Source organism: Citrobacter sp. Cf132, assembly GCF_030333885.1.
Classification (GTDB): Bacteria; Pseudomonadota; Gammaproteobacteria; order Enterobacterales; family Enterobacteriaceae; genus Citrobacter; species Citrobacter freundii.
This window is the reverse complement of record NZ_JAOWFA010000057.1, coordinates 78,736-94,625: the sequence shown is the minus strand read 5'-3', so window position 1 is coordinate 94,625 and position 15,890 is coordinate 78,736. Positions and strand designations below refer to the sequence as shown.

Sequence of the window (15,890 nt, the reverse complement as noted above, 5' to 3'; positions counted from 1 at the left end):
CGCTCCTGCCGTTGTTTCATCGCTCAACCGATCTTACTGCTGGCTTTCACGCTCAGCAATAAACGCCAGCGCTTTATTAATACGCTCAATGCTGCGGGATTTACCAATCGCATGCACTGTGACGTCTAACGCCGGAGACTGACCCGCACCGGTTACGGCTACGCGCAGCGGCATCCCAACTTTACCCATACCCACTTCCAGCTCATCAGCGGTCGCCTGAATCGCGTGGTGCACGTTTTCTGCCGTCCACTCGCTGATAGCAGCCAGTTTATCGCGAACCACTTCCAGCGGCTGACGTGCTACCGGACGCAGGTGTTTCTTTGCGGCGTCCGCGTCGAACTCAGCAAAATCTTCGTAGAAGTAACGGCAGCTCTGCGCCATCTCTTTCAGCGTTTTGCAGCGCTCACCCAGCAGTTTAACCAGCTCAGACAGCTGCGGGCCGACGCGAGTATCGATATTTTCCTGCTCAATGTGCCATTGCAGATGCGTTGCCACATATTCCGGTGCCAGCGCATTAATGTAGTGATGGTTAAGCCACTGCAGTTTTTCGGTGTTGAACGCACTGGCAGACTTACTCACCGCACCAAGGGAGAACAATTTGATCATCTCTTCACGGGTGAAGATTTCCTGATCGCCGCTGGACCAGCCCAGACGCACCAGATAGTTCAGCAGCGCTTCCGGAAGGTAACCGTCGTCGCGATACTGCATAACGCTGACCGCACCGTGACGTTTAGAAAGTTTTTTACCATCGTCGCCGTTGATCATCGACACGTGTGCATAAACCGGTACCGGCGCATTCAGCGCTTTCAGGATGTTTATCTGACGCGGAGTGTTGTTGATATGGTCTTCACCACGAATAACGTGAGTGATTTCCATATCCCAGTCGTCGACCACCACACAGAAGTTGTAGGTCGGTGAACCGTCGGTACGGCGGATGATCAGATCGTCCAACTCCTGGTTGCTGAATTCGATCGGCCCACGGATCTGGTCATCAAAAATAACGGATCCATCCTGCGGGTTGGCAAAACGCACCACACATGGTTCATCAGCAGCATGATGTTCATGACCGTGGCGGCAGCGACCGTCGTAACGAGGTTTCTCACCGTTTGCCATCTGCTCTTCACGCAGCGCGTCCAGACGCTCTTTGGAGCAGTAGCATTTATACGCGGTACCGGCTTCCAGCATCTCATCAATCACGGCGTTGTAGCGATCAAAACGTTTGGTCTGGAAGTACGGGCCTTCATCCCATTCCAGATTCAGCCAGTTCATGCCATCCATAATGGCTTCAATAGCTTCCGGAGTGGAGCGTTCGAGATCGGTGTCTTCAATACGCAGCACAAACTCACCGTCATGGTTACGTGCAAAAAGCCAGGAATATAGAGCAGTACGCGCACCACCGACGTGCAGGTAACCTGTCGGGCTTGGCGCGAAGCGAGTTTTGATTTTCATGAAATGGCCTTACGTTTATAAAGATGCCGACAACCGGCAAATCCTGGGAAGATTATCAGGCTCGTATTCTATCACTGTGGTCTGATTCCTCAATGTTGTTCAGGTTGGAACATCACGCTTTGCCATTTTCGTATACAAATCATGCTGTATGGATTGATTTGCGATCGTTTTGTTTAAATTTACGACGAACGAACAAATTCTTTAGAAAATGCGTTGACTCATTTTCAACTCTCCCTATAATGCGACTCCACACAGCGGGGGTGATTAGCTCAGCTGGGAGAGCACCTCCCTTACAAGGAGGGGGTCGGCGGTTCGAACCCGTCATCACCCACCAACTACTTTATGTAGTCTCCGCCGTGTAGAGTAAGAAATTGAGAAGTGGGTGATTAGCTCAGCTGGGAGAGCACCTCCCTTACAAGGAGGGGGTCGGCGGTTCGATCCCGTCATCACCCACCACTTTCTCGCCAGCTGGATTTCTTACAATAAAATTGAAGTACCGAAGTGGGTGATTAGCTCAGCTGGGAGAGCACCTCCCTTACAAGGAGGGGGTCGGCGGTTCGATCCCGTCATCACCCACCACTTCGGGTCGTTAGCTCAGTTGGTAGAGCAGTTGACTTTTAATCAATTGGTCGCAGGTTCGAATCCTGCACGACCCACCAATGTAAAAAGGCGCCCTAAAGGCGCCTTTTTGCTATCTGCGATTTATACAACTGCCTGATGCGCTACGCTTATCAGGCCTACCGACAATACTCCCCTCGTAGGCCGGATAAGACGTTAGTCGCCATCCGGCACAGATATCACATCGTCAATGCCGCGACCAGTTTCTCCAGCGCAGGTGTCGCCTGCTGTTGGTCATACACAATATATAAATCCGCCGGAATACGTTCCTCTAACGGTCGGAATACCACGCCTGGCCAACTCATCTGCGCATAACTGTCAGCAATTAACGTAATACCAATCCCCATGCTGATCATCGCCAGCACCGTTTGCGGCTCCCTCACCTCACGGATAATCATCGGGGAAAATCCAGCGCTCAGGCAAACTCGCTGCAAAAATGCCCAGTCGGTATGAATGGAGGGCATCGTGACAAAATATTCATTTCTCAACGCTTCCAGCGGTACGGATTCACAAGCGGTAAGAGCATGTTCTTCCGGTATGGCCACCAAAAATGAGGACTCATGTAAGCGCAGGCTGGTAAATCCGGGAGAGGGTTCAGTAGCCATGCGCCAAATCCCCGCATCCAGTTCACGTCTTTCCAGCATCGTCATCTGCATTGCGGGCATGTTCTCGCGAAACTGCACCTCAACGTTGGGATTTTCCTTCAGAAAACGTCGCATCACCGGACGCATTTTTCCCCACATTGCGGTACCAATGACGCCTAGCTCAATTCGCCCTGCCTCACCGCGACCAATCTGTTCCACTCGTGCCAGCGCCTGATTAGCACTGGATAACAGTCTGCGCGATTCTTCCATCAAAATTTTTCCGGCGTGGGTTAACGCCACGCTGCGGGAATGACGGATAAATAGCAACGTGCCGAGCTGTTGTTCCAGCTCTTTAATATGCGTACTGAGGGGCGGTTGCGACATATTCAGGCGAGCAGCAGCGCGTCCAAAATGCAGTTCTTCTGCGACGGCAAGAAAATAACGCAGTAACTTCAGATCGATGCGGTGCGTGCGTTCCATGGATAATGCGCTCCTGAGTGAAGATTAATGCGCAAAGTTACCACATTGCATCGCAGAAAATGAAACGGCGGGTATCAGAACCCGCCGCTAAAGGAGCATTAATGTGCCAGTGATTTCTGCGCCAGTCGTTCAGGCTCATGCTTATATTTAAAGAACAATGCAAAGATAACCGCCAGGACCAGCGCGTAAGCGGCAAACACCAGCCAGATAGTTTGCCAATCCTTGACGCCATCGACAGAAAAATAGTCCACCGCCATCCCGCTCAGGATTGAACCCACCCACGCGCCAATGCCATTTACCATCGTCATAAACAACCCTTGGGCGCTGGCGCGAATGCTTGAGTCAACTTCCTGCTCGACAAATACCGATCCGGAGATGTTGAAGAAATCAAACGCGCAGCCGTAAACGATCATCGACATCAGCAGTAGCACAAAGCCAAACGGAGATGGATCGCCAAAGGCAAAGAAGCCAAAGCGCAGCGTCCACGCCAGCATACTCATCAGCATCACTGTTTTAATGCCAAAGCGTTTAAGGAAGAATGGAATAGTGAGGATAAAACCCACTTCCGCCATCTGCGAAACTGACAGCAAAATGGAGGGATATTTCACCACAAAGCTGTTGGCAAACTCAGGGTTACGGGCAAAATCATGCAGGAACGGATTGCCAAAAACGTTGGTGATTTGCAGCACCGCCCCCAGCATCATGGCAAACAAAAAGAAAATTGCCATACGCGGATTTTTAAACAAAACAAACGCATCCAGCCCCAGTTTACTGGCCAGCGTGGCGGACTCTTTTTTCTCTGCAACCGGTATTTTTGGTAACGTCAGCGCATACAGAGCCAGCAGCAGCGATGCGCCTGAAGCGATATAAAGCTGTGCGCTGCTCAGTTCCAGTCCCATTAAGCTGACCGTCCACATCGCCACAATAAAACCTATCGTGCCAAATACACGAATTGGCGGGAACGCGGTGGCCGGATCCTGACCCGATTGTGCAAGGCATGAATATGAGACGCTGTTCGATAACGCAATCGTCGGCATATACGCCATCGCGTTAACCAACATTACCCAGAACATGGTCTGTGGATCGGTAACGGTTGTGGCGTACAGCAACACGCCAGCACACACCAGATGGCACAGCATATAAGCGCGCTCGGCACGCAGCCACTTATCGGCGATGATCCCCATAATGCCCGGCATAATAATCGCTGCCAGCCCTTTCGAGCTGTAGACCATACCCACATTCGCGCCGGTAAAATCCAGGGTATTAATCATGTAAGAACCCAGGGTTACCAGCCAGCTTCCCCAGATGAAATATTGCAAAAACGACATGAGCTTTAAGCGAGATGCGATACCCATTTTTCCGTTCCTTGCCATAAAGTAAGACCCCGCAAGCGGGGTCATGTTTTAATTATTCAGGCCAGTTTGCGCAAGAAGCCACAGATCAGATTGATGAAGTTCTGCCGGGAGAGTTCCGCTGCAGCCAACGTCTGTGCGTGAGATAACTTCACATCCCCCAAACCTTCCGCCAGGTTGGTGATGGCAGCCACCGCAACCACTTTCAGACCGCAGTGGCGCGCAGAGATAACTTCAGGCACCACCGACATCCCCACCACGTCGCCGCCAATAATTTGCATCATGCGGATTTCTGCCGCCGTTTCAAAGTTCGGTCCCGGATAAGAAACAAACACCCCTTCGCTCAGCGGAAACCCTTCTTCTGCGGCGACGGTTTGCAGGATCGCACGATAGTCAGCATCATAGGCATTCGCCAGCGAAAAGAATCGCTCACCAAAACGCTCATCGTTTAGTCCGACCATTGGTGTACCTGGCATCGTATTAATGTGATCGCTAAGCGCAACGAGACTACCTGGTCCGACTTCGGGGCGCAAAGAACCTGCGGCATTAGTACAAAATAACAGTTCGCAGCCCAGCAGCTTCAGGGTGCGAATGGCGTCGGTCATCACCGTCATGCCGCGACCTTCATAAAAATGCCCACGCCCTTTCATACAAGCCACCGGAATACCCGCCAGATTTCCCAGCACCAGCTCACCGGCATGACCATGTACAGTACTGACAGGGAATCCCGGCAATTTTTCGTAAGAGATGGCCACTGCATCCTCGATTTGATCCGCCAGAGCACCGAGGCCAGAGCCAAGAATAAAGGCTACGCGCGGGGTGAAATCGGGTTTGTAACTACGAATGATGTCGGCGCTATACCAGGGATTTTGCGAGAAAAGAGAGTGACTCATGAGATATCCTTAATACTGAGTAGTCGAAAATAATGTCGCGTACCGCACTGTTATAGCGAGACTACGCAATCGATTACCAATACCGTTTATCCCGACAACCGATAGTAAATCGGTATCGATGAGTCGCCCTAAACCAGCCTGAAATCACATTTTTTTCGGGCCAGAAATGGCACAGGAATAGAGATACATGAAGATTTGGAACTTTTATTATTAAACTCTGCTCCACCATATTGTAACTGAAGTTCTGTTCACTAATGCCGATACTCATGTTTTATGGCGTGAGGAATCCGTATGACAACGATTAACGTTTCCACCCCAACTGTTCAAAGCAGTAGTGGTGGTGGAAAAGCCCCAGCCGGGAATGACATCTCCGCTCAGATTGCACAAGTCACCCAAAAGATAACCAAGCTAACTCAGCAGCTCAAAGATATTCCCAACAGTAGTGGCAGCGTTGAGCAGAAGCGCGAACAGCAGGAGCTTATTCAGACACAAATCAAGATGTTACAAGCACAGCTGGCTCAACTGTTGCGACGCCAGGCCGAGGAGTCACAGCAAAAGCAAAGCGCCGATCAGAGAAAAGCTGAGGGCATCAACACGGCTTCCGACCAACATCAAGTCGATATTTATATCTGATACAACGGATCGCGGGCACGACCAGCGGTTAATTCACTGGCCTGCATACGCACCACGTCCCACAGCGCCTGAGCCGCGGTTGATAAAGAGCGGTTTTTACGTCGAGCCAGCATCAGTTGCCGTTCAACTACCGGCGTCAGGCGCTTAACCTGCAAGTGACTGCCCTGCGGTAAGGGGAGCGCCAGTGCGGGCAGTACGCTGATGCCAATCCCCGCCTCCACCATCGGGAACAGCGTGGCGGGATGACCAATCTCCTGAACGATGTTGGCATCAATGGAAAAATGGGCCAACGCCGCATCGATCAGCGGTCGACTACCGGAAGCGTAATCCTGTAACACCAAACGTTCGTGATACAAATCCTGCCAGTTCACCCACTCACGTTGGGCTAACGGATGATCCTGGCGACACAGCAGCAGGAACGGTTCGGACAGTACGGCTTCACACTGCAGATCGGTCACGGCACCAGGATCTATCACAATGCCAAAATCGACTTCTCCCTGGCGAATACTTTCCAGCACCCACTGCTGGGGCCTGTCGTGCAGCACAAAATCGATCGCAGGATAAAGCTCATTACTCTGGGCAATACACTGTGGAATAAGGTGAGCAGAGATTGTCTGGCTGGCGGCAACACGCACCGTTCCGGTTAACTGTGTCCCCACCTGGCCTGCTTCACGCAGCGTGCTGTGCAGTTCATCCAGAATACGTTCCAGGCGCGCCGCCAACTGGTGCCCCGCTTCCGTCAGCACCACTTCCCGCGTTGTTCTATCTAACAACCGCACACCCGTCTGCCCTTCAAGCTCTTTAACGCTGTGGCTGACCGCAGACTGGCTTAAGCCAATGATATCCCCCGCCCGGCTAAAACTTTTGGCCTGGGCGACGGTAACAAAGATACGCAACTGACGCAGAGAGTAATTCATCTATTCGATTCATATATGGATGCAATAAATCAATTTTATTTCTCAAATGGAAAAACGCAAAATGTTGCTACTGAATTTCAGGAGCTTTTATGAAACTTTTTCGTATCCTTGATCCGTTCACGATTACGTTGATTACGGTCGTATTACTGGCGTCCTTTTTCCCAGCCGAAGGTGGCTTTGTGCCTTTCTTTGAAGGCTTAACCACCGCCGCCATTGCCCTGCTGTTTTTTATGCACGGGGCCAAGCTCTCTCGTGAGGCAATTATTGCCGGCGGTAGTCACTGGCGTTTGCATCTGTGGGTGATGTGCAGCACGTTTGTTGTTTTCCCGGTGCTGGGCGTTCTGTTCGCCTGGTGGGCACCAGTTAATGTTGACCCGATGCTGTACACCGGTTTTCTGTACCTGTGTATTTTGCCAGCCACGGTGCAGTCGGCAATCGCCTTTACGTCGCTGGCGGGGGGTAATGTTGCCGCCGCCGTGTGTTCCGCTTCGGCCTCCAGCCTGCTGGGTATTTTTCTCTCGCCGTTGCTGGTTGGCCTGGTCATGAATATGCATGGCGCAGAAGGCAGCCTGGAGCAGGTGGGGAAAATCATGCTGCAGCTGCTGCTGCCGTTCGTACTGGGACATCTTTCGCGTCCGTGGATTGGTAACTGGGTGTCCCGACATAAAAAATGGATTGCAAAAACGGATCAATCATCCATTTTACTGGTGGTTTACTCCGCCTTCAGTGAAGCCGTGGTTAACGGGATCTGGCACAAAGTGGGGATTGGCTCACTGCTGTTTATCGTGGTGGTCAGCATCGTATTGCTGGCAATCGTGATTGGCATCAACGTCTTTGTTGCGCGTAAATGCGGCTTCAACAAAGCCGATGAGATCACCATTGTCTTTTGCGGATCGAAAAAGAGCCTGGCGAATGGGATCCCAATGGCAAATATTCTGTTCCCGACGTCCGTGATAGGAATGATGGTGCTGCCGCTGATGATCTTCCATCAAATTCAACTGATGGTTTGTGCGGTGCTGGCACGTCGCTACAAGCAACAGACGGACGCATTGCAGGCGCAGCAGAAAAGCCGCGCCGCAAAGGCTTAAAGCGGGCGTTTCAGGGGCTGCACCAGTTGCGTCAGCCCTTCAGTTTTAATCAGCAGCGTGATTTGCATCAGTTCGCCGAGCTTGCCCGGCGGGAATTCATCCTTACGGGCAAACCACAGCAGATACTCTTCCGGTACATCAATCAGCCGACGCCCTTTATATTTGCCAAAGGGCATCACGGTATTGGCGATTTCAACCAGCTGCTCTTTTTCCATCTCAGGCACCCAGTAAGCGAATCATTTCAGCTTCGTCGATCACTTCAATGCCCAGCTCCTGCGCTTTTGCCAGTTTAGAGCCCGCTGCTTCCCCCGCAATCACTAGATCGGTTTTCTTCGACACGCTACCGGCCACTTTTGCCCCCAGCTCGGTCAGTCGTGCTTTGGCATCATCACGCGACATCAGGCTCAGGCTCCCGGTCAGCACCACCGTCTTACCCGCGAAGGGGCTGTCGATTTCTTCAGCGTTGATAACCACCGGCGCTGGCCAGTGAATCCCCTGCTCCAAAAGCTGGACGATCACCTCGCGGTTACTCTCTTCGGCAAAGAAATTAAACACGTGGGTCGCCACCACGATGCCGACATCCGGCACTTTTTGCAGCTCTTCAACAGAGGCGGCTTCCAGCGCCTCGAGCGTGCCGAAATATGCCGCCAGACCTGCAGCCGTCGCTTCGCCGACTTCACGAATACCCAGCGCATAGAGGAAACGGGCAAACGTGGTCTCTTTCGCTTTTTCCAGCGCATTCACTACGTTTTGCGCCGACTTCGGCCCCATGCGATCAAGACCGGTCAGCTTACCTGCGGTCAGCGTGAAGAGATCCGCTGGCGTATGGACATACTCTTTCTCGACCAGTTGATCGATAATTTTGTCGCCCATGCCGTCGACGTCCAGCGCACGGCGGGAAACGAAGTGTTTCAATGATTCCTTCCGCTGTGCCCCGCAGATTAAACCTCCGGTACAACGAGTAACCGCTTCGCCTTCCACACGCTCAACGTCAGAGTTGCATACCGGACAGTGGGTGGGAAACTCGATTTCGCGGGTATTGTCCGGGCGCTCGGAAAGCACGACGTTCACTACCTGCGGGATGACATCGCCCGCACGGCGAATGACGACTTTATCGCCAATACGCAAACCAAGACGCTCAATTTCATCCGCATTGTGCAAGGTGGCGTTACTGACCAACACCCCGGCAACCTGAACTGGCTCAAGGCGGGCGACAGGCGTAATCGCCCCTGTACGTCCAACCTGAAACTCAACATCGCGGACAAAGGTCATCTGCTCCTGCGCCGGGAACTTAAAGGCCACCGCCCAACGCGGCGCGCGGGCAACAAAACCCAGTTGTTCCTGCAAGGCCATAGAGTTGACTTTGATCACCACACCATCGATATCGAATCCCAGCGTCGGTCGGTCTTCTTCAACCTTATGATAGTAAGCAAGTACTTCCTCCGGAGAGTCGCAAAGCGCCACTCTGTCGCTCACCGGCAATCCCCACTCTTTAAATTGCAGCAGACGGCCCAGATGGGTATCGGGCAACACACCACCTTCCAGCACACCAACGCCATAGCAGAAGAAAGTAAGCGGTCGCTTCGCAGTGATACGCGGATCGAGCTGGCGTAATGACCCAGCCGCCGCATTACGCGGGTTAGCAAACACTTTGTTGCCAGTACGGCGGGCCTCTTCGTTGATTTTTTCAAACCCGGCCTGCGGCAGGAACACCTCGCCGCGCACTTCCAGACGCGTCGGAATGTTATCGCCGCGCAGTTTTAACGGGATCGCACGAATGGTGCGCACGTTCGAGGTAATGTCTTCCCCGGTGGTGCCATCGCCGCGCGTTGCGGCGCTAACCAGCACGCCGTTTTCATAGAGAATACTCACCGCCAGCCCGTCAAGCTTCAGCTCACAGCACCAGGTTAGTTTGTCCGTACTCTTCAGCCGGTCCTGTACGCGCTTGTTAAAGGCGAGAAAACTCTCTTCATCAAACACGTTATCCAGCGACAGCATCGGCACTTCATGGCGAATCTGACTGAACGCCGTTAGCGGGGCGGCGCCAACGCGTTGGGTTGGCGAGTCAGGGGTAATAAGGTCCGGATGCTGCGCTTCCAGCTCGCGGAGTTCGCGCAGCAGACGATCGTATTCCGCATCGGGAATTTCCGGCGCGTCCATCACATGGTAGAGATACTCATGATGGCGAAGCGTGGTTCGCAGTTCTGTCAGTTGTTGTTCGATTGATTCCATATCGCACCATCAATGATAAAAAACCCCCGACAGGCGGGGGTTTAGCAAGGAGATGTCACGCCAGAGGAGAATCAGGCGCGAGATTCTTTAACTTCGCGGATGCGGTCCTGATACTCGCGCAGTTTCTGCGGCGTCATCATGCGACGTTGATCGTCGAGCACCACACCACCCACTTCATCGGCGATGTGCTGTGCGGACTGCAGCATCAGCTTAAAGTTTTGCAGCTCGTCCCCATAGGACGGAACCTGCATAAAAATAGTTACGCCAGGGGTGCTGAAATCACCCGTCATTTCGGGATCAAACGTTCCTGGGTTAACCATATTGGCAAGGCTGAACAGCGACGGACCGCTGCCATCCGGGCTCAAATGACGATGGAAAATATTCATATCGCCAAATTTAAAACCGGCTTGCTGAATGCTATTGAGCAGCACTTCACCGTTGAGCTCGCTACCGTGATGCGCCGCAACGTTCATAATAATGACCGCTTCTTTACGCTGCGGTTTTTCAGCAGCAGGCGCTTCTTCAACTACCGGCTCAGGCTGCGGTTGATGTTCAACGGCAGGCTCTGCGGGCTGGAAAGTCTGCGGCGCAGGTTGCGGTGCTTGCTGCACGGGCTGCTGAACCTGCGGAGCAACGGGCTGATGCTGCATCGGCTGCTGTACAGGTTGTTGCTGAACAGGCTGATGTTGCACCGGCTGCTGCGGTTGTACAGGCTGCGGCTGAGCATGCGGCGGCGGTACCGGCGCTTGTGCAGGCTGCTGCGCGGGTTGACGCGGCTGAGCCGACGCATAAGGCGGCTGGTACTGGTGTTGCGGCGACTGAGGAGGAACACCATGTTCCTGCGCGTTACCGGGAGCATGATTCACACGATGAACGCGAACTTCGCCCACGCCTTCATCTTCCTCGACGTTGTCGTCGAACGAATCCTCGTCTTCACGTTTAGACTTCATGCGTTTCAGTGGGCGATCGCGGAATATAGAAGACCGCTCTTTACGGCTAGTCCAAAAACCATGTACCAGTAAAGCGATTATGGCGATCGCGCCAACAATGATTAATATCAGACGCAAATCCTGCATCATTATATTCTCTGTTGTTCTAACACCTTGCCACCACGGCAAACATTTACTCACTAAGAGTATTTGTCGATTACGCCAAGTGCAAGTGCACTCTTGGCTTTCACGGCATAAAGATGAACAAAATTGTGCTTTTTGCTGTTTTTTCGAACATTTCTGAACAGCTTAACGCTCAACAACCCGGTAAGATACGCAAAGTTTACCAGAGCTTATATAACAAGGAGTATGTCCTGACCATGGTTTCATCATCTGCAGTCGTACCTCGCAGCGGCCTTTATTACTTTTCACAGGGATGGAAGCTCATCACCCAACCGGGCATTCGTCGCTTTGTCATCCTGCCTTTGCTGGTGAATATCCTGCTGATGGGCGGCGCATTCTGGTGGCTATTCACACAACTCGATAGCTGGATCCCCTCGCTGATGAGTCACGTCCCTGACTGGCTTCAGTGGCTCAGCTACTTGCTGTGGCCGATTGTCACTATCTCCGTACTACTGGTGTTCGGCTACCTGTTTTCCACCATAGCCAACTGGATTGCCGCGCCGTTTAACGGTCTGCTGGCTGAACAACTGGAAGCGCGCTTAACGGGCGCAACACCGCCTGACACCGGCGTTCTCGGCATCATGAAAGATGTTCCCCGTATTATGAAACGTGAATGGCAAAAGCTGGCGTGGTATCTCCCGCGCGCCATCGTGTTGCTGATCCTCTATTTCATTCCGGGTATTGGGCAGACCGTCGCCCCGGTGCTGTGGTTCCTGTTCAGCGCATGGATGCTGGCCATTCAGTACTGCGATTATCCGTTTGATAACCATAAGGTGCCTTTTAAGGAGATGCGCGTCGCGCTGCGTACACGCAAGGTCACCAATATGCAATTTGGCGCATTAACCAGTTTGTTCACCATGATTCCGGTGCTCAATCTGTTCATCATGCCGGTCGCGGTTTGTGGTGCCACGGCGATGTGGGTAGACTGCTATCGTGCTAAGCACGCGTTATGGAAGTAATGCAAAAATGTGTAAAAGCGGGCTGGCTTATGCCCGCTCTTATTCCATACTGCAAGGCATTATTTCCCATCAGCATATAGATATGCGATTTCCTTACTTCCCCATACTTTCTCAACAGGTATGCTGAAGCGGTATCCCAATTTCATACAGTTAAGGACAGGCCATGAGTAAGATTTTTGAAGACAACTCGCTGACTATCGGTCATACGCCGCTGGTTCGACTGAACCGTATCGGTAACGGACGCATTCTGGCGAAGGTGGAATCTCGTAACCCGAGCTTTAGCGTCAAATGCCGTATCGGTGCCAATATGATTTGGGATGCCGAAAAACGTGGTGTACTGAAACCTGGTGTTGAGCTGGTAGAACCGACCAGCGGCAACACGGGGATTGCGCTAGCCTACGTTGCCGCAGCCCGCGGTTACAAACTGACTCTGACCATGCCGGAAACGATGAGCATTGAGCGCCGCAAGCTGTTGAAAGCTCTGGGTGCGAACCTGGTGCTGACCGAAGGCGCAAAAGGGATGAAGGGTGCAATCCAGAAAGCGGAAGAAATTGTCGCCAGCGATCCGGAGAAGTTCCTGCTGCTGCAGCAGTTCAGCAACCCGGCGAACCCGGAAATTCACGAAAAAACCACCGGCCCGGAAATCTGGGAAGATACCGATGGCCAGGTTGATGTCTTTATTTCCGGCGTAGGTACCGGCGGTACATTGACTGGTGTGACCCGTTATATCAAAGGCACTAAAGGCAAAACCGATCTGATCACCGTCGCGGTTGAACCTACCGACTCCCCGGTTATCGCCCAGGCGCTGGCGGGTGAAGAACTTAAACCGGGCCCACATAAAATTCAGGGGATTGGCGCGGGTTTCATTCCAGGCAACCTTGATCTGAAACTTATCGATAAAGTCGTCGCCATCACCAATGATGAAGCGATCTCTACTGCGCGTCGCCTGATGGAAGAAGAAGGTATTCTGGCGGGTATTTCTTCCGGCGCTGCTGTTGCTGCCGCGCTTAAGCTGCAGGAAGATGAAACCTTTACCAATAAGAATATAGTGGTTATTCTACCGTCATCGGGTGAGCGTTATCTGAGCACTGCACTGTTTGCCGATCTCTTCACAGAGAAAGAACTGCAACAGTAATGCCAGCATGTTAAAAACGCGTAAAAAAGCACCCATTTGGGTGCTTTTTTGTGGCCTGCTTCAAAGTTTCAACTCGCCTGGCATTGATTCAACCCACCAGAACTGGTATTTAACCAAGCTAATTATTTTGATGCGCGAAATTAATCGTTACAGGAAAAGCGCTAGCTGAATCGATTTTATGATTTGGTTCAACTCTTCCTTTCGCGGCATAATGTTTAATGACGAACGAAACGTCAGCGGCAAGAAGTTGCCAGCAACGGATTGCACCGAACTCCTTTTGTGTCGCGTCCAGTTTACGCCGATGCTAACAATACAGGCTAAAGTTGAACCGCCAGGCTAGACTTTAGTTCCACAACACTAAACCTATAAGTTGGGGAAATATAATGTTCCAGCAAGAAGTTACCATTACCGCTCCGAACGGTCTGCATACTCGCCCTGCTGCTCAGTTTGTTAAAGAAGCAAAAGGCTTTACTTCTGATATTACTGTGACTTCCAACGGCAAAAGCGCTAGCGCCAAAAGCCTGTTTAAACTGCAGACTCTGGGCCTGACTCAGGGTACCGTTGTTACCCTGTCCGCAGAAGGTGAAGACGAGCAGAAAGCAGTTGAGCATCTGGTTAAACTGATGGCTGAACTCGAGTAAGTTCAACGAGTTCTTTTAAATATCAGTCACAAGTAAGGTAGGGTTATGATTTCAGGCATTTTAGCATCCCCGGGTATCGCTTTCGGTAAAGCATTGCTACTGAAAGAAGACGAAATCGTCATTGACCGGAAAAAAATTTCTGCCGACAAGGTTGATCAGGAAGTTGAACGTTTTCTGAGCGGTCGTGCCAAGGCATCTGCGCAACTGGAAGCGATCAAAACCAAAGCTGGTGAAACGTTCGGTGAAGAAAAAGAAGCCATCTTTGAAGGGCATATCATGCTGCTCGAAGATGAGGAGCTGGAGCAGGAAATCATAGCCCTGATTAAAGATAAGCACATGACGGCTGATGCAGCCGCGCATGAAGTTATCGAAGGTCAGGCCACAGCCCTGGAAGAGCTGGATGATGAATACCTGAAAGAACGTGCGGCTGACGTACGTGACATCGGTAAACGCCTGCTGCGTAACATCATGGGTCTGGCAATTATCGACCTGAGCGCTATTCAGGAAGAAGTTATCCTGGTAGCCGCAGACCTGACCCCATCAGAAACCGCACAGCTGAACCTGAACAAGGTGCTGGGTTTCATTACTGACGCGGGCGGACGTACTTCCCATACCTCTATCATGGCGCGTTCTCTGGAACTGCCTGCCATCGTCGGTACGGGTAGCGTCACCTCTCAGGTTAAAAACGACGACTATCTGATTCTGGATGCCGTAAACAATCAGGTTTACGTCAATCCGACCAACGACGTTATCGAGCAACTGCGTGCCGTTCAGGAGCAGGTTGCAACCGAGAAAGCGGAACTCGCTAAGCTGAAAGATCTGCCGGCTATCACGCTGGACGGACATCAGGTTGAAGTTTGCGCTAATATCGGTACCGTTCGTGACGTTGAAGGCGCTGAACGTAACGGCGCTGAAGGTGTGGGTCTGTACCGCACCGAATTCCTGTTCATGGACCGTGAATCGCTGCCAACTGAAGAAGAACAGTTTGCTGCGTATAAAGCCGTTGCTGAAGCCTGTGGCTCTCAGGCGGTCATCGTTCGCACCATGGACATCGGCGGCGATAAAGAACTGCCGTACATGAATTTCCCGAAAGAAGAGAACCCGTTCCTGGGCTGGCGTGCCGTGCGTATCGCCATGGATCGTAAAGAGATCCTGCGTGACCAGGTTCGCGCGATTCTGCGCGCCTCTGCTTTCGGTAAACTGCGCATTATGTTCCCAATGATCATCTCTGTTGAAGAAGTGCGTGCACTGCGCAAAGAGATTGAAATCTACAAACAGGAACTGCGCGACGAAGGTAAAGCATTTGACGAGAGCATTGAGATTGGCGTGATGGTGGAAACACCGGCTGCGGCAACAATTGCGCGTCATTTAGCCAAAGAAGTTGATTTCTTTAGTATCGGCACCAATGATTTAACGCAGTACACCCTGGCAGTTGACCGTGGTAATGATATGATTTCACACCTTTACCAACCGATGTCGCCATCTGTGCTGACGCTGATCAAGCAAGTTATTGATGCTTCTCATGCTGAAGGCAAATGGACTGGCATGTGTGGTGAGCTTGCAGGCGACGAACGTGCTACACTTCTGTTGCTGGGGATGGGTCTGGACGAATTCTCTATGAGCGCCATTTCTATCCCGCGCATTAAGAAGATTATCCGTAACACGAACTTCGAAGATGCGAAGGTGTTAGCAGAGCAGGCTCTTGCTCAACCGACAACGGACGAGTTAATGACGCTGGTTAACAAGTTCATTGAAGAAAAAACAATCTGCTAATCCACGAGATGCGGCCCAATTTAC

14 protein-coding genes and 4 tRNA genes are annotated in these 15,890 nt (G+C 51.9%); 10 read left to right on the top strand and 8 right to left on the bottom strand.

The annotated features are described in order from the left end of the window. Positions 1-33: 33 nt before the first annotated feature. Complete coding sequence (gltX, locus tag OGV85_RS13820; RefSeq protein ID WP_003028281.1) at positions 34-1,449, bottom strand: glutamate--tRNA ligase; 1,416 nt, start codon at positions 1,447-1,449, stop codon at positions 34-36. 258 nt (positions 1,450-1,707) lie between these two features. On the opposite strand from gltX, the gene OGV85_RS13815 reads away from it, so the two are divergent. From OGV85_RS13815 to OGV85_RS13800, 4 genes are all read left to right on the top strand, one after another. Then, a tRNA-Val gene (locus tag OGV85_RS13815) sits at positions 1,708-1,783 on the top strand. A 46-nt stretch (positions 1,784-1,829) separates the two neighbouring features. Next, positions 1,830-1,905: transfer RNA gene (locus tag OGV85_RS13810), tRNA-Val, on the top strand. Positions 1,906-1,952: 47 nt separating this feature from the next. Then, positions 1,953-2,028 (top strand) — tRNA-Val (locus OGV85_RS13805). Positions 2,029-2,032: 4 nt separating this feature from the next. Further along, positions 2,033-2,108, top strand: a tRNA-Lys gene (locus OGV85_RS13800). Positions 2,109-2,246: 138 nt separating this feature from the next. Here OGV85_RS13800 and OGV85_RS13795 read toward each other — a convergent pair. From OGV85_RS13795 to xapA, 3 genes are all read right to left on the bottom strand, one after another. Further along, a complete protein-coding gene (locus tag OGV85_RS13795; RefSeq protein WP_003838579.1) occupies positions 2,247-3,131 on the bottom strand; it encodes a LysR family transcriptional regulator in 885 nt (294 codons plus the stop codon). Between the two features lie 98 nt (positions 3,132-3,229). Next, entirely contained in the window at positions 3,230-4,486 is a 1,257-nt protein-coding gene (locus tag OGV85_RS13790; RefSeq protein WP_003838577.1) for a nucleoside permease, read from the bottom strand. Positions 4,487-4,542: 56 nt separating this feature from the next. After that, positions 4,543-5,376, bottom strand: a complete 834-nt coding sequence (gene xapA / locus OGV85_RS13785; RefSeq protein ID WP_003838576.1) for a xanthosine phosphorylase — start codon at positions 5,374-5,376, stop codon at positions 4,543-4,545. Between the two features lie 291 nt (positions 5,377-5,667). Between xapA and OGV85_RS13780 the strand changes: the two genes are divergently transcribed. Further along, the gene (locus OGV85_RS13780) at positions 5,668-6,009 is read left to right on the top strand and encodes a FlxA-like family protein (protein ID WP_003038109.1); all 342 of its coding nucleotides are present in this window, start codon (positions 5,668-5,670) and stop codon (positions 6,007-6,009) included. Here OGV85_RS13780 and OGV85_RS13775 read toward each other — a convergent pair. Then, positions 6,000-6,926 carry a LysR family transcriptional regulator gene (locus OGV85_RS13775; protein ID WP_003038106.1) on the bottom strand — a complete coding sequence of 309 codons (927 nt, stop codon included), beginning with the start codon at positions 6,924-6,926 and terminating at the stop codon, positions 6,000-6,002. The two genes, OGV85_RS13780 and OGV85_RS13775, sit on opposite strands and share 10 nt — an antisense overlap. 89 nt (positions 6,927-7,015) lie before the next feature. Between OGV85_RS13775 and OGV85_RS13770 the strand changes: the two genes are divergently transcribed. After that, entirely contained in the window at positions 7,016-8,014 is a 999-nt protein-coding gene (locus OGV85_RS13770) for a bile acid:sodium symporter family protein (RefSeq protein WP_003038103.1), read from the top strand. Here OGV85_RS13770 and OGV85_RS13765 read toward each other — a convergent pair. The 3 genes from OGV85_RS13765 to zipA all read right to left on the bottom strand — a co-directional run bounded on the left by OGV85_RS13765 (position 8,011) and on the right by zipA (position 11,325). Next, positions 8,011-8,229 carry a DUF3820 family protein gene (locus tag OGV85_RS13765; protein ID WP_003038102.1) on the bottom strand — a complete coding sequence of 73 codons (219 nt, stop codon included), beginning with the start codon at positions 8,227-8,229 and terminating at the stop codon, positions 8,011-8,013. The genes OGV85_RS13770 and OGV85_RS13765 overlap by 4 nt on opposite strands. A 1-nt stretch (position 8,230) precedes the next feature. After that, positions 8,231-10,246: an NAD-dependent DNA ligase LigA gene (gene ligA, locus OGV85_RS13760; protein ID WP_003038099.1), complete on the bottom strand. Its 2,016-nt coding sequence runs from the start codon at positions 10,244-10,246 to the stop codon at positions 8,231-8,233. A 71-nt stretch (positions 10,247-10,317) separates the two neighbouring features. Further along, positions 10,318-11,325: a cell division protein ZipA gene (zipA, locus tag OGV85_RS13755; protein WP_003038097.1), complete on the bottom strand. Its 1,008-nt coding sequence runs from the start codon at positions 11,323-11,325 to the stop codon at positions 10,318-10,320. A gap of 230 nt (positions 11,326-11,555) precedes the next feature. On the opposite strand from zipA, the gene cysZ reads away from it, so the two are divergent. The 4 genes from cysZ to ptsI all read left to right on the top strand — a co-directional run bounded on the left by cysZ (position 11,556) and on the right by ptsI (position 15,866). Continuing rightward, entirely contained in the window at positions 11,556-12,317 is a 762-nt protein-coding gene (gene cysZ, locus OGV85_RS13750; RefSeq protein ID WP_003038094.1) for a sulfate transporter CysZ, read from the top strand. A gap of 163 nt (positions 12,318-12,480) precedes the next feature. Further along, positions 12,481-13,452, top strand: a complete 972-nt coding sequence (cysK, locus tag OGV85_RS13745) for a cysteine synthase A (RefSeq protein ID WP_003038091.1) — start codon at positions 12,481-12,483, stop codon at positions 13,450-13,452. Between the two features lie 383 nt (positions 13,453-13,835). Beyond that, positions 13,836-14,093 (top strand): phosphocarrier protein Hpr, encoded by a 258-nt coding sequence (gene ptsH / locus OGV85_RS13740; protein ID WP_003038086.1) that lies wholly within the window; start codon positions 13,836-13,838, stop codon positions 14,091-14,093. 45 nt (positions 14,094-14,138) lie between these two features. Further along, complete coding sequence (gene ptsI / locus OGV85_RS13735) at positions 14,139-15,866, top strand: phosphoenolpyruvate-protein phosphotransferase PtsI (protein WP_061547541.1); 1,728 nt, start codon at positions 14,139-14,141, stop codon at positions 15,864-15,866. Positions 15,867-15,890: the final 24 nt, after the last annotated feature.

Coding starts and splice junctions, on each gene's coding strand:
- gltX (WP_003028281.1), bottom strand. CDS start 1,449: ATGAAAATCAAAACTCGCTTCGCGCCAAGCCCGACAGGTTACCTGCAC.
- OGV85_RS13795 (WP_003838579.1), bottom strand. CDS start 3,131: ATGGAACGCACGCACCGCATCGATCTGAAGTTACTGCGTTATTTTCTT.
- OGV85_RS13790 (WP_003838577.1), bottom strand. CDS start 4,486: ATGGGTATCGCATCTCGCTTAAAGCTCATGTCGTTTTTGCAATATTTC.
- xapA (WP_003838576.1), bottom strand. CDS start 5,376: ATGAGTCACTCTCTTTTCTCGCAAAATCCCTGGTATAGCGCCGACATC.
- OGV85_RS13780 (WP_003038109.1), top strand. CDS start 5,668: ATGACAACGATTAACGTTTCCACCCCAACTGTTCAAAGCAGTAGTGGT.
- OGV85_RS13775 (WP_003038106.1), bottom strand. CDS start 6,926: ATGAATTACTCTCTGCGTCAGTTGCGTATCTTTGTTACCGTCGCCCAG.
- OGV85_RS13770 (WP_003038103.1), top strand. CDS start 7,016: ATGAAACTTTTTCGTATCCTTGATCCGTTCACGATTACGTTGATTACG.
- OGV85_RS13765 (WP_003038102.1), bottom strand. CDS start 8,229: ATGGAAAAAGAGCAGCTGGTTGAAATCGCCAATACCGTGATGCCCTTT.
- ligA (WP_003038099.1), bottom strand. CDS start 10,246: ATGGAATCAATCGAACAACAACTGACAGAACTGCGAACCACGCTTCGC.
- zipA (WP_003038097.1), bottom strand. CDS start 11,325: ATGATGCAGGATTTGCGTCTGATATTAATCATTGTTGGCGCGATCGCC.
- cysZ (WP_003038094.1), top strand. CDS start 11,556: ATGGTTTCATCATCTGCAGTCGTACCTCGCAGCGGCCTTTATTACTTT.
- cysK (WP_003038091.1), top strand. CDS start 12,481: ATGAGTAAGATTTTTGAAGACAACTCGCTGACTATCGGTCATACGCCG.
- ptsH (WP_003038086.1), top strand. CDS start 13,836: ATGTTCCAGCAAGAAGTTACCATTACCGCTCCGAACGGTCTGCATACT.
- ptsI (WP_061547541.1), top strand. CDS start 14,139: ATGATTTCAGGCATTTTAGCATCCCCGGGTATCGCTTTCGGTAAAGCA.